Source organism: Streptomyces sp. NPDC043996 (assembly GCF_056435225.1).
Genome location: NZ_JBWKEY010000020.1, coordinates 70,659 through 94,547, shown reverse-complemented (window position 1 = coordinate 94,547; position 23,889 = coordinate 70,659). Strand labels below are relative to the sequence as shown.

Genomic DNA, 23,889 nt, shown 5'->3' with positions numbered 1-23,889 from the left:
GGGGTCCACCGGGAGACCAGTACGGCTCGCCCGATTCCAGCCCGTCGCACGGGGTGGGTGCGGCTAGCCGGGATTAGGCGTGACAGTTGCCCCGGCGAGCGCCCTTCTCCAAGCACGTTACCCAGTGTGTCCCAAATCTGTGAAACCCCATCTGACCTGCAATTTTGCTTGGATTTCCAAGTAAACGCCGCTAGGAAATCCAAGTAAATCCAGAAGAGGGGAAACACGGCCTGGTCACGACACTGATCACAGCCTGGCAGGGTGCCGGAACACCGGCACGTTATCCCGGGCACCCCGGGCACGGGAAGACTCGATGTGTGACACTTACACCGTGCGCGAAGAAGGAAAAATCACGGTATTCCTGCTCGATGATCACGAGGTCGTGCGGCGTGGAGTGCACGAGCTGCTCTCCGTGGAGTCCGATATCGAGGTCGTCGGCGAGGCCGGGACAGCGGCGGACGCGCTGGTGCGCATTCCGGCCACGCGGCCGGATGTCGCGGTCCTCGACGTGCGCCTTCCCGATGGCAGCGGGGTCGAGGTCTGCCGTGAGATCCGCTCGCAGGACGACTCCATCAAATGCCTGATGCTCACGTCCTTCGCGGACGACGAGGCCCTTTTCGACGCGATCATGGCAGGCGCCTCCGGGTACGTCCTGAAGGCCATCCGCGGCAATGAGCTCCTGTCCGCCGTGCGCGACGTCGCCGCCGGGAAGTCCCTGCTCGACCCGGTGGCCACGGCCCGCGTCCTGGAGCGCCTTCGCGACGGCAACAACGCCAAGGGCGACGACCGCCTGGCCAACCTCACCGACCAGGAGCGCAAGATCCTGGACCTGATCGGCGAGGGCCTCACCAACCGCGTCATCGGCGAGCGGCTGCACCTCGCCGAGAAGACGATCAAGAACTATGTGTCCAGCCTGCTGTCCAAGCTGGGCATGGAGCGGCGCTCGCAGGCCGCGGCGTACGTGGCGCGGATGCAGGCGGAGCGCCTTCGCTGAGCGCTTGGCGGGCTGTGCCGCGCCCTGGCCCTGCCCGAAACCGGGGCTCCGCCCCGGGCCCCGTATCGGCGCTCCGCGCCTCGTCCTCAAACGCCGGACGGGCTGGATCTTCCAGCCCGTCCGGCGCCCTTGGGACTTACGTCCCTTGTTTACGGGGCGGGCGGCTCTTCTCCCGCCCGCGCGCGTGCCGCACGGTAGGGGCATGCCCTCCGACTCCGACCTGCAGCTCGCCTTCGCCCTGCTCCGGCGCACCGCCTACGGCCGGGTCGCGACCAGCATGCGCGCCCTGCCCTTCCTCGCGGCGGCCCGCCACCTCGTGACCGACGGGCACGTCCTGCTGCGCATGCACCGGGGCTTCGGATACCACGACGCGTGCGTCGGGAGCGTCGTCGCGTACGGAGCGGACAACCTGGGCACGGCGGGTGCCGCCGAGGGCCAGTGGACGGTCCAGCTCGTCGGCCTCTGCGAGGCCGTGCGCCCCAGCGCCGCGGACCTTGCCCGCTTCGGACCGCCCCCGGGTTATGTGGACGGCGAGCCCTACGACGCGGTGTACCTGCGCATCGAGCCCCAGAAGGCAGTGGTCCACACGCTCAGCCCCGCGGTGGACAGCGCCGTCGCCGGCGCCTCCCCCGCGGTGGGCTGAGCCGGAGGTCACTCCGAGCCGGAGGTCACTCCGATTCGGAGCCCTCGCCGCCCTCCACGCCACCGTCGTTCCCGCCGTCGTCCGGCGGCGAGACCGGGTCGGACGGCTCGGTGGGCGGATCCGTGGGATCGGTCGGCGGGTCCGTGGGGTCCGTGGGCGGATCCGTCGGCTCGGTCGGCGGATTCGTCGGTTCCGTCGGCTTCGTCGTCGGCTGGGTCGGCTGGTGCGTGGGCCGGGTCGACTGCTGCGGATAGTCGTTCTGCCCGCCGGTGCCGTCGCCGCCGGGCTGTGTGTTGCTGTCCTGCGTCTCGTCGTCGTCCGCGCTCTTGCTCGGCTTCTTCTCCTGCGACTGCTTCGTCGAGGGCGTCTTGGAAGGACCGCCGTCCTTCTTGCCGTCGCCGCCGTTCCCGGACAGCGCGAAGGCGACGCCGACCGCGATGGCGACCACCGCGAGCACCGCGAGGATCCACACCTTGCCGGCCCGGCCCCGGCCGCCGCCGTCGCGGTGACCGCCGTCGAAGCCGCCGTCGTCGCCGCCCGGCGGCCGCAGCATCGGGCTCGGGATCTGCTGGGTGCCGCTGTCACCGGGGTGCGGCATGGCGGTGGTGCCCGCGACGCCCATCGCCGGGGTGTGCGCGCCCTCGTGGCCGTGCACCGCGGCCACCGGACCGGTGTTCCAGGTTCCGGTGTGGCTGCCCTGCTCGGCGAGCATCTGGAGCCCGTACTGGATCAGGCCCCGCATCTCCTCGGCGGTCTGGAAGCGGTCGTCGGGGTCCTTGGCGAGGGACCGCATGACGAGGCCGTCCAGCTCCGGCGGCGCCGCGTCCGACACCTCGGACGGCGGGATGGGCGTGTCCTGCACGTGCTGGTAGACCACGGACAGCGGCGTCTCGCCGGTGAACGGGGGCCGCAGCGCGAGCAGTTCGTACAGCAGGCAGCCCGTCGCGTACAGGTCGGACCGGTGGTCGACGGCCTTGCCGAGCGCCTGCTCCGGCGACAGGTACTGGGGCGTGCCCATGACCATGCCGGTCTGCGTCATCGTCGTGGACGCGCCGTGCAGGGCGCGCGCGATGCCGAAGTCCATCACCTTCACCGCGCCGGTGTTGGTGATGGAGACGTTCGCGGGCTTGATGTCGCGGTGCACGATGCCGTGCTGGTGCGAGTAGGCGAGCGCCTCCAGGACGCCCGACACGATGATCAGCGCCTGCTCGGGCCCCGGGGCCTCGGCGTTGATCAGCAGATCGCGGATGGTGCGGCCCTCGACGAGCTCCATCACGATATAGGGGACGGAGCTGCCGCCGACGAAGTCCTCACCGGAGTCGTAGACCCCGACGACCGCGTGGTGGTTCAGGCCCGCCACCGACTGCGCCTCCCGCGTGAAGCGGGCCTTGGAGACCGGGTCCTCGGCGAGGTCCGAGCGCAGCAGCTTGACCGCCACCGTGCGGCCGAGGCGCACGTCCTCGGCGGCGAAGACCTCGGCCATGCCGCCCCGGCCGAGCCGGTGGGTCAGGCGATACCTGCCGTCTCCGACAAGTCCACCGTTCCCCCACATCTCGGGCCCGTCTGACATGCCGCCGCCAGTCGCCTCGGGGTCGGACGGGCCCTGAGCGCGCTGCGTCTGTGCCATCAGTCCTCGCCGTCGTTCTGATCGTGGTCCGCTCGGGGAGAGCGTGTACCGGATACGTGATGGGAGCGGTACGGGGTACTCCGCCGTGCCACGCTACAGCCTTCGCGTGACATGCCGGTCCGGCGCGGACCGGCCATCAAACCCTTCACGGGCCCCGTAGGGCAAACTTGTAACGCTTCCGAGACGCTTCTTGCGCGTACGGTCACGGAACGGGCACCGAGCTTGACGTGTCACTGCCCTCGGGCAGACTTGGCCAGGAATCGCGGATCGATCACCGTCGCCATGACGTCTTCGGTCGCACCCTTAGCCACAGTCACAGCCGCGGCGCCGTCTCGCGTCCGCGCCGATGGGGGACGCACGACATGAGCCAGGACGGCGCGCAGGGCCGGTACGCGGGCAGTTCACTGGCCGGTGGCCGCTATCAGCTGCGCGATCTGCTCGGCGAGGGCGGCATGGCCTCGGTGCACCTCGCCTATGACACAGTGCTCGACCGGCAGGTCGCGATCAAGACACTCCACACCGAGCTGGGCCGCGAGCAGTCCTTCCGCGAGCGCTTCCGCCGCGAGGCCCAGTCCGTGGCCAAGCTCACGCACACGAACATCGTGTCGGTCTTCGACACCGGCGAGGACGATCTTGGCGGCGCCACGATGCCGTACATCGTCATGGAGTACGTGGAGGGCAAGCCCCTCGGCTCCGTCCTGGACGCCGCGATCCGCCAGCAGGGCGCGATGCCCACCGACCAGGCGCTGAAGATCACCGCGGATGTGCTCGCGGCCCTGGAGATCAGCCACGAGATGGGCCTGGTCCACCGCGACATCAAGCCCGGCAACGTGATGATGACGAAGCGGAACGTCGTCAAGGTCATGGACTTCGGCATCGCCCGCGCCATGCAGTCCGGCGTCACCTCGATGACCCAGACCGGCATGGTCGTCGGCACCCCGCAGTACCTCTCCCCCGAGCAGGCCCTCGGCCGCGGCGTCGACGCCCGCTCCGACCTGTACTCGGTCGGCATCATGCTGTTCCAGCTCGTGACCGGCCGCCTCCCCTTCGAGGCGGACTCGCCGCTCGCCATCGCGTACGCGCACGTCCAGGAGGAGCCGGTCGCCCCGTCCTCCATCAACCGCTCGCTGCCCCCGGCCGTCGACGCCCTGGTCGCCCGCGCGCTCAAGAAGAACCCGAACGAGCGTTTCCCGACCGCCGAGGCCATGCGCGACGAGTGCCTGCGCGTCGCCCAGTCCTTCCAGGCCGCGCTTTCTCAGGCCCCCAGCATCGTGCCCGGCGCCCAGACCGCCAGCGGCGCGGGCGTCGGCTCCGCCGTCTTCCCGCCGGTCGACTCGGCGAACCCGCAGACCCCGGGCAGCGTCCAGACGCCGTACCAGCCGGGTCCCTACGGGCCCGCCACCCCGGCCCCCGCCCCGCAGGCGGGGTACGGCTACCCGCAGCAGGGCTACCAGACCCCGGCGCCCACGAACGCGTACGTCCCGGCGCCGCAGGCGGCCCAGACCCCGCCGCCGTACCACATCTCGCCGCAGACGGCCGCCGCGTCGCCGTCCACCGGCGGGCCCGGCGGCCCGGGGGGCCGGAAGCGGAACATGCCGGTGGTCATCGGCTCCATCGTGGTCGCCCTGATCGCCATCGGCGGCGTGATCACCGCGATCACGCTGAACGGCGGCGGCGATGACGACGGCGGTGCCAAGGAGCCGAAGAAGCCCGTGGCCGGTCACCGGGGTCCGGACCGCACGAACACGGTCGAGAAGACCGAGTGCACGGAGCCGGACACCGCGTACAACGACGAGAACAAGATCAAGCTGCCCGACTTCACCTACAAGGACTGGCGGTCGGTCCTTTCCTGCTTGCAGGCGTCCGGGTGGAACTACACCAAGCAGCGGGTCGACGAGAACACCTACGGTGAGGACACCGTCATGAGCCAGATCCCGAAGGCGGGCTCGGACGTCGACCCCAAGGACGTGCAGATCACGTTCTCGATCTCGTCGGGCAACCCGTCCTGACCTTCCGGCCTCCGCCGTCTCGTACGAAGTCCAGGGGCCCGGTACGCGTCCTGCGTACCGGGCCCCTTCGGCTGTGTACCTCTTACAGGTAGGGGCCTCCGGTGCGGCCCGCCACGCCGCCCTCCTCGTCGTCCATGCCGCCCCCGACGCCCGGCGGCAGCGCGCGGCGCATCTGCTCCAACTGCGCCCGGGCGGCCATCTGCTGGGCGAACAGCGTCGTCTGGATCCCGTGGAAGAGCCCCTCCAGCCAGCCCACCAACTGGGCCTGCGCGATGCGCAGTTCCGCGTCACTGGGCGTGGTCTCCTCGGTGAACGGCAGCGACAGGCGCTCCAGTTCCTCGACGAGCTCCGGCGCGAGGCCGTCCTCAAGCTCCTTCACGGAGCTCGCGTGGATCTCCTTGAGGCGCACCCGGCTCGCCTCGTCCAGAGGTGCCGCGCGCACCTCCTCCAAGAGCTGCTTGATCATGCTGCCGATGCGCATGACCTTCGCGGGCTGTTCGACCATGTCCGTCACCGGGACCTCGCGGGCGTCGTCGTCGCCTCCGCCGCCGAGCGCCATTCCGTCCTGGCCAACGACCAGGACCTGGGGGTTCTCCGGCGACCTTTCGTTCCTCGGCATCTCCATGCCGCCATTCTCTCGCACCGGTTGCTCACACATCCGTGGTGCCCCCATACGCCCGTGATCCACCCTGTTCACGGGCACACGCGCGCGCGTCAGCCACGGCGCAGCCGCAGGCCGAGGAAGCCGAGGCCCAGGCCGATCAGGACGAGACCGGCGCCGAGCGGCAGGACCCGCAGGCCGGGGATGGGCGGACCGGTCGCGGCGTGCCGCCGGAACGCCCCGGCGGCGTCGGCGGAGGGCGGCGGCGGGTCGGGGCGCGGCTCGCGCGGCGGGGGCGGCAGCGGGCGCCACGCGCGCGGCTCGGGTACGTCGAGGGGCTCCGCGCGCCCGGGCCGCGCGCGCCCCTCGCCCGCGCGGGTCCCGGCGAGGGACACCTCGTCGTAGTAGGCGGCGGACGGCGCGGGCAGGGGCTCGGCGGCGTACGCGGGCGCCCCCGGGGCGAGCAGCAGCGCGCACAGCGCCACCGCGGACAGCGCACAACGCAGCCGTGGGACCACCGCGAGGACCCCCTCCCGCTGCCGGCCAAGACCAAGGACGTACAGCCAGCGTCACACGCCCTCACGCATCCGGCACGCCAGAGCCTCCAGCAGCGTGAGACTCAGCCCGTCCGGCGTTTGAGGACGAGGCGCGAAGCGCCAACGCTTGTGGGGCGGGGGCCCGGGGGCGGCAGCCCCCGGTTCGGGAAGGGGCGGGCCTGGGGCGCACCGCGAGGCCCCACCCACCCGCACCCTCACCTCACCAGCACCACCTTCCCCACATGCCCACCCCCCTCCAACACCTGATGCGCCGCCCCGGCATCCCGCAGGGACACCCGCCGATCCACAACGGCCCGCACCTTCCCCACCCCCACCAACGGCCACACATGCTCCCGCACAGCCGCCACGATCGCCGTCTTCTCCCCGACGGGCCGCCCCCGCAACGACGTCGCCGTGATCGCCCCCCGCTTGCTCAGCAGCGCCCCGATGTTCAGCTCGCCCTTCACCCCGCCCTGCATCCCGATGATGGCGAGCCGCCCGTTCACCGCGAGGCACCGCACGTTCCGGTCCAGGTACTTGGCGCCCATGATGTCCAGGATCACGTCCGCCCCGGCCCCGCCCGTGGCCCTCCGCACCTCCTCCACGAAGTCCTGCTCGCGGTAGTCGATGAGCACGTCCGCGCCGAGCTCGGCGCAGACCGCGAGCTTCTCCTTGCCGCCCGCCGTCACCGCGACCCGCGCCCCGACGGCCTTCGCGAGCTGGATCGCCATGGTCCCGATGCCGCTCGCGCCGCCGTGCACGAGCAGCGTCTCGCCGGGGCGCAGATGGGCCACCATGAACACGTTCGACCACACCGTCGCGGTGACCTCCGGCAGCGCCGCCGCCGTGACGAGGTCGACGCCGTCCGGCACCGGGAGGACCTGCCCCGCGGGCACGGCGACCTTCTCCGCGTACCCGCCGCCCGCGAGCAGCGCGCACACCTCGTCGCCGACCGCCCAGCCCACGGCGCCGGGGCCGAGCGCGGCGATCCGGCCGGAGCACTCCAGGCCCGGATAGGGGGACGCGCCGGGCGGCGGGGCGTAGAAGCCCTGCCGCTGGAGCAGATCGGCGCGGTTCACGGCGCTGGCCGCCACGTCGATGAGGACCTCGCCCTCACCGGGTACGGGATCGGGGACCTCGGCCCACTGAAGCGCCTCGGGCCCGCCGGGTTCGGGGATCGTGATCGCATACATGCGGGCGAGGCTACTCCCGCCGCCCCCGGGCGAGGCCGCTGCGGCCGCACCCCGGCGAGGCCCCTCCGGCGGCCCCGGGAACGGCGGGCGTCAGCCCCGGGAACGGCGGGCCTCAGTCCAGGGACCGCGCGCCACGCCGCCCGTCGGCCGTCGCCGCCTCGGGCGCCGGGGAAGCCCGCACGATGGTGATCAGACGGTCCGTCAACTGGAGGTCGCCGACCGCCGGATCGTCGTACGCGAGCAGCCGGTGCCCGCGCAGGACGCTGACGACGAGGTCCTTGGTGTCGCGCACGCTCCGCCCCGCCTCGGCCTTTATCACCGGCCGCTCGACGAGGTCGAGGCCGCTGCCCTGCTGGATCAGGTCTTCCATGACCAGGCCCGCGCTCGGGCTGAGCACGGACAGGCCGAGCAGCCTGCCCGCCGCACTGGCGCTGGTGATGACGGCGTCGGCGCCGGACTGGCGCAGCAGCGGCGCGTTCTCCTCCTCGCGCACCGCGGCGACGATCTTCGCCTTCTTGTTGAGCTGCCGGGCGGTGAGGGTGACCAGGACCGCCGTGTCGTCCCGCTGCGTGGCCACGATGACCTGGCTGGCCCGCTGGAGCTCGGCCCGCAGCAGCACATCGCTGCGGGTGGCGTCGCCGACGACGCCCGCGTATCCCTCCGCCGTGGCCGCGTCGACGACCTTCGAACTCGGGTCGACGATCACGATCTGATCGGGCCGCAGCCCGGTCGCCCGCACGGTCTGGATCGCGGAGCGGCCCTTGGTGCCGAATCCGACGACGACGGTGTGGTCACGCAAGTTGGACCTCCAGCGGGATAGCCGCCATTCCTCACGGGTGCGTTCCGTCAGCACTTCGAGCGTGGTGCCGACCAGGATGATCAGAAAGAGCACGCGCAGCGGCGTGATCAGGAAGATGTTGGCCAGCCGCGCGGTGTCGCTGTGCGGCACGATGTCGCCGTATCCGGTGGTGGAGAGCGTCACGGTGGCGTAGTACGAGGCGTCGAGGAAGTCGACCGTCCCGTTGGCGTTGTCGTGGTAGCCCTCGCGGTCGAACCACACGATGAGGATCGTCGCCGCGAGGACGCACATGGCCATCAGCAGGCGTTTGCCGACCTGCCGCAGCGGCCGCTCGACGACACGCTTGGGCAGTTTGATCCGGAGTGTCACCAAGTGTTCGTCGGCTTGGCGCGCGATGGCGTCATGGCCGGGCAGTTTCACGTGAAACACACCTCGCTGAAGGGGTCGGCCTTGCCATCGGGGCCCAACTCCCCGTGGCTGCCTCCCGGTTCGGTCCACGGCAGATCCAGGATCTCCACCTCCTGGTGGCGGCGCGCACCGCCCGGCGGCATCACGGCGAGCCCGTCGGCGACGGCGATGCCACGCAGCATCGCCGGACCGTTGTAGTGCAGCGGCACCGCGTACTCGGCCCGCAGGACGATCGGCACGAGACGGGTGTCGTGCGGGTGGCCCTGGACGTCATCGCGCAGCGGAGCGGTGTACGGCTCGGCGACGGCTCGGCCCGCGAGCCCGCGCAGCAGCGGCTCGGCCAGGGTCAGCAGGCCGGAGACCGCGGCGAGGGGGTTGCCGGGGAGGCCCACGAGGTGGCGTACGGGGTGACGGACGGGGTGACGGGCGGGGGCGGATGCCTTGGCCGCCGCCTTCGCACCGGGCAGCCGGGCCAGCAGCATGGGGTGTCCGGGGCGTACCGCCACGCCGTCGACGAGCAGTTCGGCGCCGATGCGGCGCAGCGCGGGGTGGACGTGGTCGACGGGGCCGGAGGCCGTGCCGCCGGTCGTCACCACGACGTCGGCCGTGGCACCGGCCAGGGCCTCGTGCAGGGCCTCCGCGTCGTCGCCGAGACGCCGAACGGCGATGACGTCCGCGCCGAGGGCCCGCAGCCACGGCGGCAGCATCGGGCCGAGCGCGTCCCGGATGCGGCCCTCGTTCGGGAGCCCCTGGGTCAGCAACTCGTCCCCCAGGACCAGGACTTCCACGCGGGGGCGCGCGACGACGGTCAGCGCGTCGTACCCCGCCGCCGCCGCGAGGCCGAGCACCGCCGGGGTCACCAGGGCTCCGGGCGGCAGGAGTTCGTCGCCCGTACGGCACTCCTGTGCGCGCGGCCGGATGTCCTGGCCGGGGACGACGTCGCGTTCGGCGTGCAACTGGCTCTTGTCGTCCACGCGGGCGTGCTCGCTCACGCGTGCGTGCTCGCTGCGGATGACGGCGGTCGTGTCACGCGGGATCCGGGCTCCGGTCGCGATCCGCACGGCCTCGCCGTCGCCGAGCGGCGCGGGCTGCTCCTGCCCGGCCAGGACCCCGCCGGGCAGCACGGCCCAGGGCCCCGGTCCGGCCACGGCCCAGCCGTCCATCGCCGAGGTGTCGAAGGAGGGCAGATCGGTGAGGGCGGTCAGGGGTGCGGTGAGCGTCCGGCCCAGACAGTCGTGGAGGGCCAGCGTCTCCCGCGGGGCACCGGCTCCGGCCGCGCCCGCCCCGCTGGCGAGCGAACGCGCCTTCGGCCAGGGGGTGGCGTGCGCGTGCCTGGGTGGGGGGCGGGTGGGGTTGTGGGGGGTGGGGTTGTGGGGGGTGGGGCTGTGGGGGGTGGGGCTGTGGGGGGTGGGGCTGTGGGGGGTGGGGGGTGAGGTCTCCGGCCGCCGGGTTGCGGAGGCCGCGGACTGGCCGGCTTGGCTGCGCTCGGGGGCCTGACCGGGCTCGGGGGCCTGACCGGGCTCGGGCGCCTGGCCGCCTTCGTGGGCCTGACCGGGATCGGGGCCTTGGCCAGCCTGACCGGCCTGGGGGCCCGGATCGCCCAAAGGTCCCTGACCGGCCCGACCAGCCTCGGAACCCCAACCGCCCTCGGGACCCTCAGCAACCCGACCGCCCTCGCGGACTCGACCACCCTCGGAGGCCCGACCGGCCTCGGGGCTTTGGCCAGCCTGAGCGGCCTCGGGGGCCGGATCGCCCATGGGACCCTGGCCAGCCCGACCGCCCTCGGGACGCTGACCAGACCGACCGTCTTCGAAGCCCCGGATGCCGTCGGAGCCGTCGAAGCCGTCGGAGCCCTGGAAGCCCTCGAAGCCCCGGATGCCCTCTGAGCCGTCGGAGCCCTCGAAGCCGTCAGAGCCGTCGAAGGCCTCGCCAAACCGACCAGCCTCGGAACCCCGACCGGCCTCGGGATCCTGGCCAGCCTCGTGGCCCTGACCAGCCTGGTGGTCCGGACGGCCTTGGCGGCCTGGACGGCCCTGGTGGCCTGGGCCAGGGACCGAGACCGGGTCGTCGCCCCGTTCGCGCCGGCCGCCGGGGCCCCCGGCTGTCGCGGCCGCCGGGGGCCCCGGCGCCCGGCGGTCCTCGTTCGCCAAGGCGAGGGCCTCGTCGAATTCGGCGTCCGCCGGGTTGGGCCCGTTCACCGCGCGTCCGGGGTCGCTTCGGCCGGGGCAGCGGGCGCTCCCGACGGCTCCGCGCCGGTCGTGGCCGCCGGGCCTGACGTCGGCTCCGGCTTCGCCACCGCCCCGGCCGTACCGGGGGCGGCAGCCGTTCCGGTCCCGCCGGCGGACTCCTCCGCCCAGCGAGCCGCGAGCGCGGCGGCCTTCCGGGCCGCTTCCGCCACGGCCTGGGGGCCGCCGTCGGCTCCGGCCCGCGCCGCCGCGTACCCGACCAGGAAGGTCGTCAGCGGCGCCGCGGGCCGGGCCACGCCATGGGCGGCGTCACGGGCGAGGTCGAGCAGGATGCCGGTGTCGACGTCGAGGTCGATGCCCAGTTCGTCCTTGACTGCGGAAATCCATTCATCCAACACACGTCCATGCTCCCTGATCCGCGCGCGGGCGGCGGCGATGTCGTCCCAGGTGTCGCAGTCGAACGCGGCCATCGGCTCGGCGACCCGGACCAGGGAGAGGCGCGCGGTGAGCCACCGCAGGGGCAGCCCGGCGAGTCCGGACCCCTCATCGGGACCAGGCCCCTGGCCGGGACCGAGCCCGGGACCCGGCGTGTGGCCGCGCCCGTCGTGGGTGTCCGCGCGAGCTTCGGCGCGCGAAGCGTCCCGGGCGCCCCCGGAGTGCTCCAAGTCCCCACCGCCCCGAGCGCCACCACCGGCCCCGAGGCGCCCAGCGCCCCCAGCGCCCCCGGCGCCCCCGGCGGCGAGCCGCGCGAGTTCCCTTCGTACCGCCTCACTCCGGTACACCGCGACGAGCGGCTGGTCCCGGCCCTCGGGGTCGGTGAGCAGCGCGCCGTCCGCCGTCCCCACCGCGGCGACGAGGTCGCGTACCGTCCGCTCCCGCAGGAACGGCAGGTCGGCGGAGAGCACCACGACCAGCTCGGCGCTCGTGCGGCGCAGACCCGCGTCGAGCGCGGCGAGCGGCCCGCCGCCCGCGGGGTCCTCACGCGCCCACACCACGGGCCGCTCGGTGGGCCGGGGCGCGGCCACGACGACGGTGGTGCCCGCGCCGGAGCAGGCGGCGAGGACGCGGTCGAGCAGCGCCCGGCCGCCCACCCGCACGCCGGGCTTGTCCGCGCCGTCAAGGCGGGCCGCCCGGCCGCCGGCGAGCACGACGGCGTCGAACGCCACCGCGCCCGTGGCCGTGTTCGAGGTCATCCCCCGAGTATGGGCGCCGGGGGTGCCGATGCCACCCCACGGGTGCCCGCGAGGCTCCCGCGCCCCGTTCTTCGCTTGCTCACCGCACCGGGTTCAGCGGTGCGCCACCCGCGCGTGCCCCGCCCGCCAGAGCCACCCCGCACGGCTCACGGCGGGACGGCCGCCGCGGTCGCCCCCGGCGCGCGGGGTGCCGCGGCGGCGGGCGTCACACCTTGCGCAGCAGGACCGCGGGCTGCTCGACGCAGTCCGCGACGAACCGCAGGAAGCCTCCCGCCGTGCCGCCGTCGCACACCCGGTGGTCGAAGGTCAGCGACAGCTGCACGACCTGCCGCACCGCCAACTCCCCCTGGTGCACCCAGGGCTTGGGCACGATGCGGCCGACGCCGAGCATGGCCGCCTCGGGGTGGTTGATGATCGGCGTGGAGCCGTCCACGCCGAACACGCCGTAGTTGTTCAACGTGAACGTGGACCCCGTGAGTTCCCCGGGCGTGAGCGTCCCGGCCCGCGCCGACTCCGAGAGGCGGGCGAGCTCGGCGCTCAGCGACTCCGTGTCGCGCGCGTGGGCGTCCCGGACGACGGGCACGACGAGTCCGCGCTCGGTCTGCGCGGCGAAGCCGAGGTGGACCGCGTCGAGCCGCACGACCTCACGGGCCTCCATGTCGACCGTGGAGTTGAGCTCGGGATGGCGGGCGAGGGCCGCCGCGCAGATCCGGGCGAGCAGCGCGAGGAGGGACACCTTCGGTCCGCCCGCCGCGTTCATCGCCGTGCGCGCCCGCATCAGCTCCGTCGCGTCGGCGTCGACCCAGCAGGTGGCGTCCGGGATCTCCCGGCGGCTGCGGGACAGCTTGTCGGCGACGGCGCCCCGGACCCCGCGCAGCGGAATCCGCGTCGCGCCTCCGGAGGGAGCCGTTTGCCGGGTGCCGCCGAAGGTGGCGCCGAGGCCCGGCGCGGCCGAGCGCGCGGCGGCGGACGCCGACGCGGGTCCCGCGAGCGGCGCGGCCGTGGCCGCCGAGACCCGCAGGGCGTCCTCGACGTCGGCCCGCAGGATCAGCCCTTCGGGGCCCGAGCCCGACAACTCCCGCAGGTCCAGGCCGTTCTCGCGGGCCAGCTTGCGCACCAGGGGCGAAATGACGGGCACGGGACCGTCCCCGCGCGTGGGGAGCCTGTCGGTGTCCGCCGCCGACGGCCCTGCCTGCGCGGCCCGCGCGGACGGCGTCGCCACCGGCGGCCGGGGCACCCCGCGCGCGGGCCGCACCCTGCGCCGGCGCGCGGGCGCGGACGCCGTGCCGTAGCCGACGAGTACGTTCCCGGACGCCTCGTCCGCCGTACCGGCCGGGGCGTCATCCGCCCCGCCAGCGGCGGGCGCTCCCACCGCAGGGGCTCCCACAGCGACCGTCAGGAGCGGCGCCCCCACGGGCAGTTCGGTGCCCTCCTCGCCGAAACGGGCGGTGATCACGCCCGCGTACGGGCACGGGACCTCGACCATGGCCTTGGCCGTCTCGACCTCGACGACCAGCTGGTCCACTTCGACCACGTCGCCGACCTGCACGAGCCAGCGGGTGATCTCCGCCTCCGTGAGGCCCTCGCCGAGGTCGGGCAGCTTGAACTCCAGTACCTGGGCCATCAGCTCTCCGCCTCCCACTGCAGCCGTGCCACGGCGTCCAGGATGCGGTCGACGCCCGGCAGGTGGTGCCGCTCCAGCATCGGCGGCGGATACGGGATGTCGAACCCGGCGACCCTCAGGACCGGCGCCTCCAGGTGGTGGAAGCAGCGCTCCATGACGCGCGCGGCGATCTCCCCGCCGGGGCCGCCGAATCCGCCGGACTCGTGCACGACGACCGCGCGCCCGGTGCGCCGCACGGACGCGGCCACCGTCTCGTCGTCGAAGGGCACCAGCGAGCGCAGGTCGACGACTTCGAGGTCCCAGCCCTCGGCCCGCGCGGCCTCCGCGGCCTCCAGGCAGACCGGCACGGACGGGCCGTAGGTGATCAGCGAGGCGCTGCGCCCGGGGCGCCGCACGACGGCCTTGCCGAGGGGCTCCACCGGCTCCGGGACGTCCGGGTTCCACTCGGCCTTGGACCAGTACAGGCGCTTCGGCTCCAGGAAGACCACGGGGTCGTCGGAGGCGATGGCGGCGCGCAGCAGGCCGTAGGCGTCGGCGACGGTGGCGGGCGTGACGACGTGGAGTCCCGGCGTCGCCATGTAGTACGCCTCGGAGGAGTCGCTGTGGTGCTCGACGCCGCCGATCCCGCCGCCGTACGGCACCCGGATGGTGATCGGCATCGGCATCGCGCCCCTGGTGCGGTTGCGCATCCGCGCCACGTGCGAGATCAGCTGCTCGAAGGCCGGGTACGCGAACGCGTCGAACTGCATCTCCACGACGGGCCGCAGGCCGTACATGGCCATGCCGACCGCGGTCCCCAGGATGCCCGCCTCGGCCAGCGGCGTGTCCGTGCAGCGGTCTTCGCCGAACTCCGCGGCGAGGCCGTCGGTGACGCGGAAGACGCCGCCGAGCGTGCCGACGTCCTCGCCCAGGACGTGCACGGTCGGGTCGTCGGCCAGCGCGTCGCGCAGGGCGCGGCCAAGGGCCTGCCCCATGGTGGCCGGCTTCACGGCGACAGTGGTCATCGGCCCGCTCCTTCCGACTCGTTCTCGGCCGCCAGCTCGGCCCGCAACTGTTCCGCTTGCTCCCGCAGTTGGGAGGTCTGCTCGGCGTACACGTGCGTGAACAGGTCCATGGGGTCGAGGACCGGGTCCTGGTTCATGCGCTCTCTCAGGTCGGCCGCCATCGCCTCCGCGGCGTCGCGCACCGCGCGCGCGTGCTCCTCGTCGAGCAGCCCGCGCGCGGTCAGCTCGCGCTCCAGGAGCAGGATCGGGTCGTGGTCGCGCCAGGCCTGGACCTCGTCGTCGGGGCGGTAGCGCGTGGCGTCGTCCGCGTTGGTGTGGGCGTCCACGCGGTAGGTCACCGCCTCCACGAGCGTGGGGCCGCCGCCCTCGCGCGCGCGCCGCACGGCCTCGCCGAGCACCTCGTGCACCGCCACCGCGTCGTTGCCGTCGACCAGGCGGCCCGGCATGCCGTATCCGACGGCCTTGTGCGCGAGGGACGGCGCGGCCGTCTGCTTGGCGAGCGGCACGGAGATCGCGAAGCCGTTGTTCTGCACCAGGAAGACCGTGGGCGTCTGCCAGACGGCAGCGAAGTTCAGCGCCTCGTGGAAGTCGCCCTCGCTGGTGCCGCCGTCGCCGACCATGGCGAGCGCGACCACGTCGTCGCCCTTGATGCGGGCCGCGTGCGCGAGGCCCACGGCGTGCGGGAGCTGGGTGGCGAGGGGGGTGCACAGCGGCGCTATCCGGTACTCGCGCGGGTCGTACCCGGTGTGCCAGTCGCCCCGCAGCAGGGTGAGGGCGCGCACCGGGTCGAGGCCGCGGGCGACGGCGGCGAGGGTGTCCCGGTAGCTCGGAAACAGCCAGTCGCGCTCTTCGAGGGCGAGCGCGGCGGCGATCTCGCACGCCTCCTGGCCGGTGCTCGACGGGTACACGGCGAGCCTGCCCTGCTTGGTGAGCGCCGTCGCCTGCGTGTTGTACCGCCGACCGCGGACGAGTTCGGCGTGCAGGCGCAGGAGCAGCTCAGGGGTGGCCTTGGCCGCGGCCTCGGTGCCGAGCACGCGGTACGGCTCCGCGTCCGGCAGCAGCGGCGCGGGGTCGGTCCTGAGCTGCCACGCGGGGGGCGGGGCGGGCCGGTAGGCGCCCCGCTGCTCCATGACCGTCATGACGGCACCTCCTGGGGAATCCTGAGGGGAGCCGGCTCCTCGTGGGAGCGGCGGCGGAGGCGCGATCGTGTGACGCGCCTCACCTACCGATTGTTCGGTCGTCGGCACATTTTGGCTACAGGCACCTCCAGGCTGTGGACAAACGGTTCTGCACAGCCTGGGATGGACGCATTACGTCCATGGTAAGGAGGCGGGGGGACATGGCATCTGAACGAATGGCCGACAGGCAGGACGGGAGCCGTCCTGAACCGCAGCCCCGTCCGCTGGACGCCATCGACCGCGACATCCTGCAGATCCTGCACACGGACGGTCGCGCCTCGATACGTTCCGTGGCGGAGCGCGTCCATGTGTCGAGGGCCAACGCCTACGCACGCATCAACCGCCTGATCGACGACGGCGTCATCCGCGGCTTCGGCGCCAGGATCAACCACGAAAGAGCGGGTCAGGGCGCGTCCGCCTACATCACCTTGAAGATCGTCCAGAACACCTGGCGCACGGTCCGCGACCAGCTGCGCACCTTGCCGGGCGCGTCCCACATCGCCCTGGTGAGCGGCGACTTCGACGTACTGCTCCTGGTGCACACGCCCGACACGCGCGCGCTGCGTGAACTGGTGCTCACCCGCCTCCAGGCCATCCCCGAGGTGCTCAGCACGCGCACGCTGCTGGTCTTCGAGGAGGACGACCTGGAGACGGAGGGCTAGGGCCTTAGCGGGGGCCCTAGGGTCCCTCCAAGGCCCGTTGTGCGGCTCAGCGGCCTCGCGGACGTCGGGTCTCAGCCATTCGTACGCAGTCCCGCGAACGCCAACTGCACCACGGCGTCGGCGATTTCCGTCCCGTTGGCGGCGCCCCGGCTGTCCGGCCGGTACCACTCCACGACGGAATTGATCATTCCGAAGAGCAGCCGGGTGGCGAGGCGCAGCTCGACGTCCGACCGCAGGTCGCCGTCCGCCACGGCCTCCTTGAGCAGGGCCGCGACCTGGTGGTCGAAGTCTCTGCGCCGCTCCATCGCCCAGCGCTCGGTGTCGGTGTTGCCGCGCACGCGCAGCAGCAGCGTCACATAGGGCAGCTCGGCGACCAGCACCTCGACCGTGCGCCGGGTGACGTACTCCAGGCGTTCGACCGCGCTCCCCACGCGCGCGTGCTCCTCGCCGAGCACGGCGAACAGCCCGTCGAGCGCCCGGTTCACCGCGCGCCGCAGCAGCTCCTCCTTGCCCGCGACGTGGTGGTAGATCGACGACTTGGAGATGCCCGCCGCCTTGGAGAGGTGCTCCATGGACGTGCCGTCGTAGCCGCGCTCGTTGAAGACGCGTACGGCGACTTCGAGGAGGGTCTCGGGGGTGTAGGGGTCGCGCCGTGCCATGGTCATCCGTTCTCCTCACGCGCGGCCGCGTGCCGCAGCCCCTGCGAGGGGGCGTAGCGCCCGGTGGGGTACTCGCCGTGCACGTTGTCGAGGAACTCGGCCACCCAGGGGGCGCCGAGCTCCGTACCCCAGGACAGCGGGCCGCGCGGGTAGCTGACGCCCAGGCGCATGGCCGTGTCGACGTCGGCGGCGTCGGCCACGCCGCGCGCCACGGCGTCGTACGCGAAGTCCACGAGCATCGCGACCGTACGGGCCACGATCAGGCCCGGCGTCGCGCCGATCACGCTGACCTGCTTGCCGAGGGCCTGGAAGAGGCCCACGGCCTCCCCGAGGGCCTCGTCGCTCACGCGGACGTCCCTGGCGAGGGCGATCCGGGTCGCGGACGCGTAGTCGAGGGCCAGGTCGAACTCGATCGTGGGGCGCGCGGCCGTCTCCACGGACGTGCCGCTGACGAGCGCGAGGCGCGCCCCCGCGGGCAGTTCGATCCAGCCCGGGTACGCGGCGAGCCCGGCGTCGCCGCGCTCCACGCGGATCCCCGCCGCCTCGATGAGCCCGACCAGCGCGGCCGCCTGGAACAGTTCACCGTGCAGCGTGACGGCCCCCGGCGCGGCGGCGGGTTCCGCCGTGTGCGCCTCCGCGCGCGGGGCGTCAGGACCGTATCCGTACCAGCCCTGTCCGGACTTGCGCCCCAGTCGGCGTGCCGCGACCAGACGGCCCTGGGCGAGCGACGGTGTGAACTTGGGGTCCTGGAAGAAGGACTCCCACACCGAGCGCGTGACGGCCTCGTTCACGTCCTGGCCGATGAGGTCGGTGAGTTCGAAGGGGCCCATCTTGAAGCCGCCGCACTCGCGCAGCACGGCGTCGATCGTCGCGGGGTCGGCGGCCCGCTCCTCGTACGCGCGCAGCGCCTCGGCGTAGAAGGGCCGCGCGACGCGGTTGACGATGAACCCAGGGGTGTCGGCGCAGCGGACCGGGGTCTTGCCCCAGGCCTTGGCGGTGGCGTACGCGCGCGTGGCGGCCGCTTCGTCCGTCGCGAAGCCACTGACGACCTCGACGAGGGGCAGCAGCGGCGCGGGGTTGAAGAAGTGCAGGCCGACGAAGCGGCCGGGCCTGGCCAGCGGGCCCGCGATGGCGGTCACGGACAGGGAGGAGGTGTTCGTGGCGAGCAGACAGTCCTCGGCGACGATGTCCTCGAGCTCCTGGAACAGCTGCTGCTTGACCTCCAGTCGCTCCAGGATCGCCTCGACGACGAGGCCGCACCCGGCGAGCTCGGCGAGGCTGTCGACCGCCTGGAGGCGCCCGCCCGCGGCGGCGCGGGCGTCCGCGTCGAGGCGGCCCTTCTCCACAAGCCGGTCCAGACGGGCGGTGATCGCCTCGGCGGCCGCCTTCGCGCGGCCGGGTCCGGCGTCGTACAGCCGCACCGGGTGTCCCGCCACCAGCGCGACCTGGGCTATGCCCTGGCCCATGGTGCCGGTGCCGACCACGGCGACCGGGCTGCTGAGATCGAGTGCTGTCATGCTCGCGATCCTCCCGCACAAGGGTCTTGGCCAGGGGTTCGGGGTGGGCGGGGGAGGTTTTCCACAGCTTTGGCAGACCCTCTTGTCCCGACCGATCGTTCGGTTACTCTAGCTCTGTCCAGCTGTTCCTGCCCACTGCCCCTGCCCAGCTCGCCAGCTCGAAGGAGAGCTGACTCGACGAGGAGTTGGTCCGTCATGGCCGCCGAACTCACCGCGCACCAGCTGATCGCCAAGCACCGGCCCACGCTCGACCAGGCCCTGGAGGCCATCAGCACGCGCGCGTACTGGTCGCCGCACCCCGAGCACCCCAAGGCCTATGGGGAGAACGGCAGCCTGAGCCTGCCGGAAGGCAAGGCCGCCTTCGAGTCCCTCCTGAACGGCCGCTTCGACCTGGACCAGCCGGGCACGGACGACTGGACGGGCGCGGAAGTCTCCCCCTTCGGCCCCGAGTTGGGCATCACGTATCCGCACCCAGACGTGGACACCCTGCTGCCCGCGATGCGCGCCGGACTGCGCGCCTGGCGCGAGGCGGGCGCCGAAGGGCGCGCCGCGGTGTGCCTGGAGATCCTGTCGCGCCTCAGCGCCCGCACGCACGAGCTCGCGCACGCCGTCATGCACACCAGCGGCCAGGCCTTCATGATGGCGTTCCAGGCGGGCGGCCCGCACGCCCAGGACCGCGGCCTGGAAGCCGTCGCGTACGCGTACGCGGAACAGGCCCGCACCCCCGGCACCGCCGAGTGGACCAAGCCCCAGGGCAAGCGCGACCCACTGGTCCTCGACAAGCGCTTCGTCCCGGTCGGCCGCGGCGTGGCCCTGCTGATCGGCTGCAACACCTTCCCGACCTGGAATGGCTACCCCGGCCTCTTCGCCTCCCTGGCCACGGGCAACGCGGTCCTGGTCAAGCCGCACCCGCGCGCGGTCCTTCCGCTCGCCCTGACCGTGCGGATCGCCCGCGAGGTCCTCACCGAGGCGGGCTTCGACCCGAACCTGGTCGCCCTCGCCGCCGAGCGCCCCGGCGAAGGCATCGCCAAGACCCTCGCGGTGCGCCCCGAAGTCAAGATCATCGACTACACGGGGTCGACGGCCTTCGGTGACTGGCTGGAGACCAACGCCCGCCAGGCGCAGGTCTACACGGAGAAGGCAGGCGTCAACACGGTCGTCATCGACTCGACCGACAACTACAAGGGCATGCTGTCGAACCTGGCCTTCTCCCTGTCCCTGTACAGCGGCCAGATGTGCACGACCCCGCAGAACCTCCTCATCCCGCGCGAGGGCATCGACACCGACGCGGGCGCCAAGTCGTACGAGGACGTGGTCACGGACCTCGCGGCCGCGGTGAACGGCCTCCTCGGCGACGACGCCCGGGCGAACGGCGTCCTCGGCGCCCTGGTCAACCCGGACGTCAAGGCCCGCCTCGAGGGCGCCGCGAGCATCGGTGAAGTCGCCCTCCCCTCGCGGGAGATCGCCAACCCCGAGTTCCCGGACGCCGTGGTGCGCACCCCGGTGATCGTGAAGCTGGACGGCGCGAAGCCGGACGCCGAGGCGGCGTATCTCAGCGAGTGCTTCGGCCCGGTGTCGTTCGCCGTCGCCGTGGACTCCTCGGCGGACGCGGTGGACCTGCTGCGGCGCACGGTGCGCGAGAAGGGCGCCATGACCGTCGGCGCCTACACCACCTCCCAGGACGTGGCCTCCGCCGTCGAGGAGACCTGCCTGGAGGAGAGCGCCCAGCTGTCGCTGAACCTGACCGGCGGTGTCTATGTGAACCAGACCGCCGCGTTCTCGGACTTCCACGGCTCGGGCGGCAACCCGGCGGCGAACGCCGCGCTGTGCGACGGCGCGTTCGTGGCCAACCGCTTCCGCGTGGTGGAGATCCGCAAGGACGCCTGAGCGAGGCGGCACGGCTCCGGGGCCCCGAGGAGGGTCCCGGAGCCGACCCCGGGAGCGAGGGTCAGTCCTGCGCTCCCGGGGCACCGGCCAACGGCCGGTGTGAGGACGAGGACCAGTGGAAGAGCGTCATGCCGACGCTCGTCGCCAGGTTGTAGCTGGACACCTGCGGCCGCATCGGCAGCGACACCAGGTGGTCCGCGCGGGCCCGCAGCGCCGCCGACAGGCCGCTGCGCTCGGACCCGAAGGCCAGCACGGCGTCGTCGGGGAGCTTGAGCCCCCGGATGTCCTCGCCCTCGGCGTCCAGCGCGAACAGCGGTCCCTCGGGCAGTTCGGCGACGTCCACGCGCTCCACCGCCGTCGCGAAGTGCAGCCCCGCGCCGCCCCGGACGACCGTGGGGTGCCAGGGGTCGAGCGTGCCGGTCGTCACCACACCGGTCGCGCCGAAGCCCGCGGCGAGCCGGATCACCGCCCCGGCGTTGCCGAGGTTGCGCGGGTCATCGAGGACGATCACGGGCGCGTGCCGCGGCCTGCGCCCCAACGCCTCCAGGTTAGCCGCACGGGACGGGCGCTCCGCGAGGGCCACCACCGCCGTGGGGTGCGGCCGGGGCACCAGGGCGCGCAGCGTGGCGTCGTCGGTCTCGACGAGCAGGTCGCCAAGGGCGTCCGCGACATCCGGCGCGAGGTCCTCGGCGAGGCCGAGAGCGGCGTCCTTGTCCCCGGTCAGCGCCACCGGTACGCGCGCGCCGAAGCGCAGCGCGTGCTTCAGGGCGTGAAAGCCGTCGAGCAGCACCGACGTCTCGGCGAGCCCGCGCCACGCGCGGACCGCGTCCGCCGCCACCCGCGCCTCACCCGCATCCGTACCGCTCATGCACCGAAGCCTACGCGCGCGTGCTCAGCGTCCTCCCGCGCCCGTTCAGCGCCCTCCTGAGGCTCCTGCGCCGCCGGGTGCCCGCCGCCCGGCAGACGCGGCCCCGGCAGCCGGGAGAGCAGCGCTCCACGCGCGCGTGCCGCTCCATCGCCGAGCCGCCGCAGGAACGACGTCGGCAGGAACACCGCGTCGGCCGCGATCATCGCGAGCGAGAAGAACGGCAGTCCGAGGACGACGGCGATGACGGCGTGCTCGAAGATCATCAGCGTCAGGAGCACGTTCTTGACGCGCCGGTTGAGCAGCGTGAACGGGAAGGCCACCTGCACCGCGACGGTCCCGTAGGTGATGATCATGATCATCACGCCGTGCGAGGCGAGCAGGTCGGAGAGCGCGGGCCAGGGCGAGAAGTAGTCCAGGTTCAGCGGGTAGTAGACGGCGGTGCCGTCCTGCCAGCGGCTGCCCTGGATCTTGTACCAGCCCGCCGTCGCGTAGATCAGGCACGCCTCCACCATGATCACGAGCAGGGCCGCGTTGTGCACGAGGTTGGCCACGACGTCGAGCAGCCGCCGGGTGTCGCCGCCCGGGGCCCGCCGCCCGACGGCCCACCACAGGCCCTGGGCCACCCACAGCCCCCAGAAGAGCGCCAGCCAGAACCAGCGGAGCTCCGCCATGAACGTCATGGCGACCAGCACGACGCCGAGCCCCCACCACAGCGCGGGCCCGACGTGGTCCACGCCCGCGTGGACGCCGTGCGCTTCGGCGCGCACCGACGCATCGTCCACGTCCGGCACACGTCCCTCGTGCCCGTCCGGCACACGCCCGTCGTGCTCGTCGGCACGCGCGCGTGCGTGGCGGCGCGCGTCCAGGGACCACACCTGCCCGCAGCGCGTGAACACCAGGTAGATCGCCATCAGATGGATGACGTTGTCGCCGCCGTCCCCCATGAAGATGCTGCGGTTCTGCAGCGACAGCACCCCGACCATGAACAGCACGGACATGGCGCGCGTGCGCCAGCCCAGCAGGAACAGGGCGCTGCTGAGCACGGCGAAGGCGTAGACGGCCTCGAACCACAGCTGCGAGTCGGACCACAGCAGCACCGTGAACGCGTCGTTCACGGAGGTCAGCTGCCGCGCCATGTCCCAGGCCCAGGGGCCGTCGGGCCCGTACAGCTCGTTCCTGTGCGGCAGTTCGCGCAGCAGGAACAGCAGCCACGTGGCCGCGAAGCCGATGCGGACCACCGCGCTCTGGTACGGGCCGAGCGCGCGGGAGGTGACGCGCTGGAGGCCCCGTGCGAGCGGGTCGAGACGGCCGGGACGGGCGAGGTCTCCAGGACGGACGGGACGGTCGGGGCGGACGAGGCGGTCGGGACGGACGAGGCGGTCGGGACGGACGGGGCGGGTCACTGGGGGCTCCCTTCGGGGGCCCGGGGGCGCCCTTCGGCCGCGACGTCGCGCTTCGCGCGCGCGTCGTCGGCGAGCGGCAGGTCGTCCGAGGTCACCGACCACCAGGGCAGCAGCCTCAGCACGGGTTTGGCGTTGGCTTTCTCGTCGCTCCACTTCGGCGGCCGCACCCCGGCCGTACGGGACCTGACCTGCACCTGGTCGAAGGCCTCCCCGCGCCGCAGCGGGCCCTGCCGGTCGATGCGCAGCAGCACGATGCGGCGGATGTAGCGCTCGGAGATCTCACCGCGCAGGCCGGTGGGACGATTCTGCGCGTCGTGCGTGGACACGAAGAGGTCCCAGGCCCGGCGCAGTTCGTTCTGCTGGGTGTGGCTCGGCAGGGGGTTGTGGTCGACGGCCGCGCCGTCCTGAGCGGACAGGTCGTACCAGCCGGTGAACCGGCGGCCGCCGTCCGCCGTGCGGATCTGCGCCCGGGCCTGCACCGCGACGTTCTGCTGCAGCGGGTTGGGCGCGAACAGCTTCCAGTTCTGCTCGAACTCCGGGTACACCCAGTCGGCGATGGTCTCGCCGTGCTTCTTGCTCACGGTGTTCGGCGGGGCCACGTGCAGGAACAGCATGCCGACGTGTACGCACACCGTCACGACGACCACGGCCAGGGCGAGGGCGGCGACGAGCTGGTAACCACGGGGGAGCCCGGCGATCCCGCCCGCGGCGGGCGGCGCGGGCTCGGAGGGCCCTGAGGCGGGCTCCGCGAACTCTGAGGCTGGCCCTGCGAACTCTGAGGTGGGCCCCGAGGCGGGCTCTACGGGCTCTGAAGCGGGCCCTGAGGCGGGCTCCACGGGCTCCACGGGCTCCACGGTCCCCGCGGGCGCGGCGGGGCGCTCCGGCACGTCGTCATCCA

Annotated in this window: 20 protein-coding genes; 5 read left to right on the top strand and 15 right to left on the bottom strand. The window is 73.1% G+C overall.

The genetic code is table 11. From position 1 onward, the window contains the following. The first annotated feature begins 331 nt into the window (after window positions 1-331). Window positions 332-994, top strand: coding sequence for a response regulator (locus AC07A4_RS38140; RefSeq protein ID WP_478608287.1), 663 nt, complete (start codon window positions 332-334; stop codon window positions 992-994). A 202-nt stretch (window positions 995-1,196) separates the two neighbouring features. Next, a complete protein-coding gene (locus tag AC07A4_RS38135; protein ID WP_478608285.1) occupies window positions 1,197-1,637 on the top strand; it encodes a pyridoxamine 5'-phosphate oxidase family protein in 441 nt (146 codons plus the stop codon). A gap of 25 nt (window positions 1,638-1,662) precedes the next feature. Here the strand turns inward: AC07A4_RS38135 and AC07A4_RS38130 are convergent, their stop codons facing one another. After that, window positions 1,663-3,264 carry a protein kinase domain-containing protein gene (locus tag AC07A4_RS38130; protein ID WP_478608284.1) on the bottom strand — a complete coding sequence of 534 codons (1,602 nt, stop codon included), beginning with the start codon at window positions 3,262-3,264 and terminating at the stop codon, window positions 1,663-1,665. 362 nt (window positions 3,265-3,626) lie between these two features. Here AC07A4_RS38130 and AC07A4_RS38125 point away from each other — a divergent pair, with 362 nt between their 5' ends. Beyond that, a complete protein-coding gene (locus tag AC07A4_RS38125; RefSeq protein ID WP_478608281.1) occupies window positions 3,627-5,273 on the top strand; it encodes a protein kinase domain-containing protein in 1,647 nt (548 codons plus the stop codon). An 82-nt stretch (window positions 5,274-5,355) separates the two neighbouring features. Here AC07A4_RS38125 and AC07A4_RS38120 read toward each other — a convergent pair whose 3' ends face one another. The 9 genes from AC07A4_RS38120 to pdhA all read right to left on the bottom strand — a co-directional run bounded on the left by AC07A4_RS38120 (window position 5,356) and on the right by pdhA (window position 15,956). Further along, entirely contained in the window at window positions 5,356-5,898 is a 543-nt protein-coding gene (locus AC07A4_RS38120) for a bacterial proteasome activator family protein (RefSeq protein ID WP_478608279.1), read from the bottom strand. An 89-nt stretch (window positions 5,899-5,987) separates the two neighbouring features. Beyond that, window positions 5,988-6,392, bottom strand: a complete 405-nt coding sequence (locus AC07A4_RS38115) for a hypothetical protein (protein ID WP_478608277.1) — start codon at window positions 6,390-6,392, stop codon at window positions 5,988-5,990. A gap of 233 nt (window positions 6,393-6,625) precedes the next feature. Next, window positions 6,626-7,603, bottom strand: a complete 978-nt coding sequence (locus AC07A4_RS38110; RefSeq protein ID WP_478608274.1) for an NAD(P)H-quinone oxidoreductase — start codon at window positions 7,601-7,603, stop codon at window positions 6,626-6,628. Window positions 7,604-7,715: 112 nt separating this feature from the next. Next, complete coding sequence (locus tag AC07A4_RS38105; protein WP_478608272.1) at window positions 7,716-8,822, bottom strand: potassium channel family protein; 1,107 nt, start codon at window positions 8,820-8,822, stop codon at window positions 7,716-7,718. Further along, window positions 8,819-10,414 carry a molybdopterin molybdotransferase MoeA gene (locus AC07A4_RS38100; RefSeq protein WP_478608269.1) on the bottom strand — a complete coding sequence of 532 codons (1,596 nt, stop codon included), beginning with the start codon at window positions 10,412-10,414 and terminating at the stop codon, window positions 8,819-8,821. Before AC07A4_RS38100 ends, AC07A4_RS38105 begins: the two co-directional genes overlap by 4 nt. Window positions 10,415-11,004: 590 nt before the next feature. After that, a complete protein-coding gene (locus tag AC07A4_RS38095; RefSeq protein ID WP_478608267.1) occupies window positions 11,005-12,189 on the bottom strand; it encodes a DUF6457 domain-containing protein in 1,185 nt (394 codons plus the stop codon). 205 nt (window positions 12,190-12,394) lie between these two features. Then, entirely contained in the window at window positions 12,395-13,813 is a 1,419-nt protein-coding gene (locus tag AC07A4_RS38090) for a dihydrolipoamide acetyltransferase family protein (RefSeq protein WP_478608264.1), read from the bottom strand. Further along, a complete protein-coding gene (locus AC07A4_RS38085; RefSeq protein ID WP_478608261.1) occupies window positions 13,813-14,817 on the bottom strand; it encodes an alpha-ketoacid dehydrogenase subunit beta in 1,005 nt (334 codons plus the stop codon). Before AC07A4_RS38085 ends, AC07A4_RS38090 begins: the two co-directional genes overlap by 1 nt. Continuing rightward, a complete protein-coding gene (gene pdhA, locus AC07A4_RS38080) occupies window positions 14,814-15,956 on the bottom strand; it encodes a pyruvate dehydrogenase (acetyl-transferring) E1 component subunit alpha (protein ID WP_478608258.1) in 1,143 nt (380 codons plus the stop codon). The genes AC07A4_RS38085 and pdhA overlap by 4 nt, the downstream gene beginning before the upstream one ends. 215 nt (window positions 15,957-16,171) lie before the next feature. On the opposite strand from pdhA, the gene AC07A4_RS38075 reads away from it, so the two are divergent. Next, window positions 16,172-16,657: an Lrp/AsnC family transcriptional regulator gene (locus AC07A4_RS38075; protein WP_478608485.1), complete on the top strand. Its 486-nt coding sequence runs from the start codon at window positions 16,172-16,174 to the stop codon at window positions 16,655-16,657. Window positions 16,658-16,728: 71 nt separating this feature from the next. On the opposite strand, the gene AC07A4_RS38070 is transcribed toward AC07A4_RS38075, so the two are convergent. Both AC07A4_RS38070 and AC07A4_RS38065 read right to left on the bottom strand, forming a co-directional pair. After that, a complete protein-coding gene (locus tag AC07A4_RS38070) occupies window positions 16,729-17,322 on the bottom strand; it encodes a TetR/AcrR family transcriptional regulator (protein WP_478608255.1) in 594 nt (197 codons plus the stop codon). Continuing rightward, entirely contained in the window at window positions 17,319-18,833 is a 1,515-nt protein-coding gene (locus tag AC07A4_RS38065; protein ID WP_478608252.1) for a 3-hydroxyacyl-CoA dehydrogenase, read from the bottom strand. Before AC07A4_RS38065 ends, AC07A4_RS38070 begins: the two co-directional genes overlap by 4 nt. 195 nt (window positions 18,834-19,028) lie before the next feature. On the opposite strand from AC07A4_RS38065, the gene paaN reads away from it, so the two are divergent. After that, window positions 19,029-20,720, top strand: coding sequence for a phenylacetic acid degradation protein PaaN (gene paaN / locus AC07A4_RS38060; RefSeq protein WP_478608249.1), 1,692 nt, complete (start codon window positions 19,029-19,031; stop codon window positions 20,718-20,720). A 61-nt stretch (window positions 20,721-20,781) separates the two neighbouring features. Here paaN and AC07A4_RS38055 read toward each other — a convergent pair whose 3' ends face one another. From AC07A4_RS38055 to AC07A4_RS38045, 3 genes are read right to left on the bottom strand one after another with little or no spacing between them, the layout of a single operon-like run. Next, complete coding sequence (locus tag AC07A4_RS38055; protein ID WP_478608246.1) at window positions 20,782-21,588, bottom strand: TrmH family RNA methyltransferase; 807 nt, start codon at window positions 21,586-21,588, stop codon at window positions 20,782-20,784. Beyond that, window positions 21,585-22,991: an HTTM domain-containing protein gene (locus AC07A4_RS38050; protein WP_478608243.1), complete on the bottom strand. Its 1,407-nt coding sequence runs from the start codon at window positions 22,989-22,991 to the stop codon at window positions 21,585-21,587. The genes AC07A4_RS38055 and AC07A4_RS38050 overlap by 4 nt, the downstream gene beginning before the upstream one ends. After that, window positions 22,988-23,878: a DUF5819 family protein gene (locus tag AC07A4_RS38045; protein ID WP_478608242.1), complete on the bottom strand. Its 891-nt coding sequence runs from the start codon at window positions 23,876-23,878 to the stop codon at window positions 22,988-22,990. Before AC07A4_RS38045 ends, AC07A4_RS38050 begins: the two co-directional genes overlap by 4 nt. Window positions 23,879-23,889: the final 11 nt, after the last annotated feature.

What these genes read in the sequence shown, in the direction of transcription:
- AC07A4_RS38090 (WP_478608264.1), bottom strand. Translation starts at nt 13,813, where the DNA reads ATGGCCCAGGTACTGGAGTTCAAGCTGCCCGACCTCGGCGAGGGCCTC.
- AC07A4_RS38070 (WP_478608255.1), bottom strand. Translation starts at nt 17,322, where the DNA reads ATGACCATGGCACGGCGCGACCCCTACACCCCCGAGACCCTCCTCGAA.
- AC07A4_RS38125 (WP_478608281.1), top strand. Translation starts at nt 3,627, where the DNA reads ATGAGCCAGGACGGCGCGCAGGGCCGGTACGCGGGCAGTTCACTGGCC.
- pdhA (WP_478608258.1), bottom strand. Translation starts at nt 15,956, where the DNA reads ATGACGGTCATGGAGCAGCGGGGCGCCTACCGGCCCGCCCCGCCCCCC.
- AC07A4_RS38135 (WP_478608285.1), top strand. Translation starts at nt 1,197, where the DNA reads ATGCCCTCCGACTCCGACCTGCAGCTCGCCTTCGCCCTGCTCCGGCGC.
- AC07A4_RS38130 (WP_478608284.1), bottom strand. Translation starts at nt 3,264, where the DNA reads ATGGCACAGACGCAGCGCGCTCAGGGCCCGTCCGACCCCGAGGCGACT.
- AC07A4_RS38095 (WP_478608267.1), bottom strand. Translation starts at nt 12,189, where the DNA reads ATGACCTCGAACACGGCCACGGGCGCGGTGGCGTTCGACGCCGTCGTG.
- AC07A4_RS38065 (WP_478608252.1), bottom strand. Translation starts at nt 18,833, where the DNA reads ATGACAGCACTCGATCTCAGCAGCCCGGTCGCCGTGGTCGGCACCGGC.
- AC07A4_RS38075 (WP_478608485.1), top strand. Translation starts at nt 16,172, where the DNA reads ATGGCCGACAGGCAGGACGGGAGCCGTCCTGAACCGCAGCCCCGTCCG.
- AC07A4_RS38110 (WP_478608274.1), bottom strand. Translation starts at nt 7,603, where the DNA reads ATGTATGCGATCACGATCCCCGAACCCGGCGGGCCCGAGGCGCTTCAG.
- AC07A4_RS38055 (WP_478608246.1), bottom strand. Translation starts at nt 21,588, where the DNA reads ATGAGCGGTACGGATGCGGGTGAGGCGCGGGTGGCGGCGGACGCGGTC.
- AC07A4_RS38120 (WP_478608279.1), bottom strand. Translation starts at nt 5,898, where the DNA reads ATGGAGATGCCGAGGAACGAAAGGTCGCCGGAGAACCCCCAGGTCCTG.
- paaN (WP_478608249.1), top strand. Translation starts at nt 19,029, where the DNA reads ATGGCCGCCGAACTCACCGCGCACCAGCTGATCGCCAAGCACCGGCCC.
- AC07A4_RS38085 (WP_478608261.1), bottom strand. Translation starts at nt 14,817, where the DNA reads ATGACCACTGTCGCCGTGAAGCCGGCCACCATGGGGCAGGCCCTTGGC.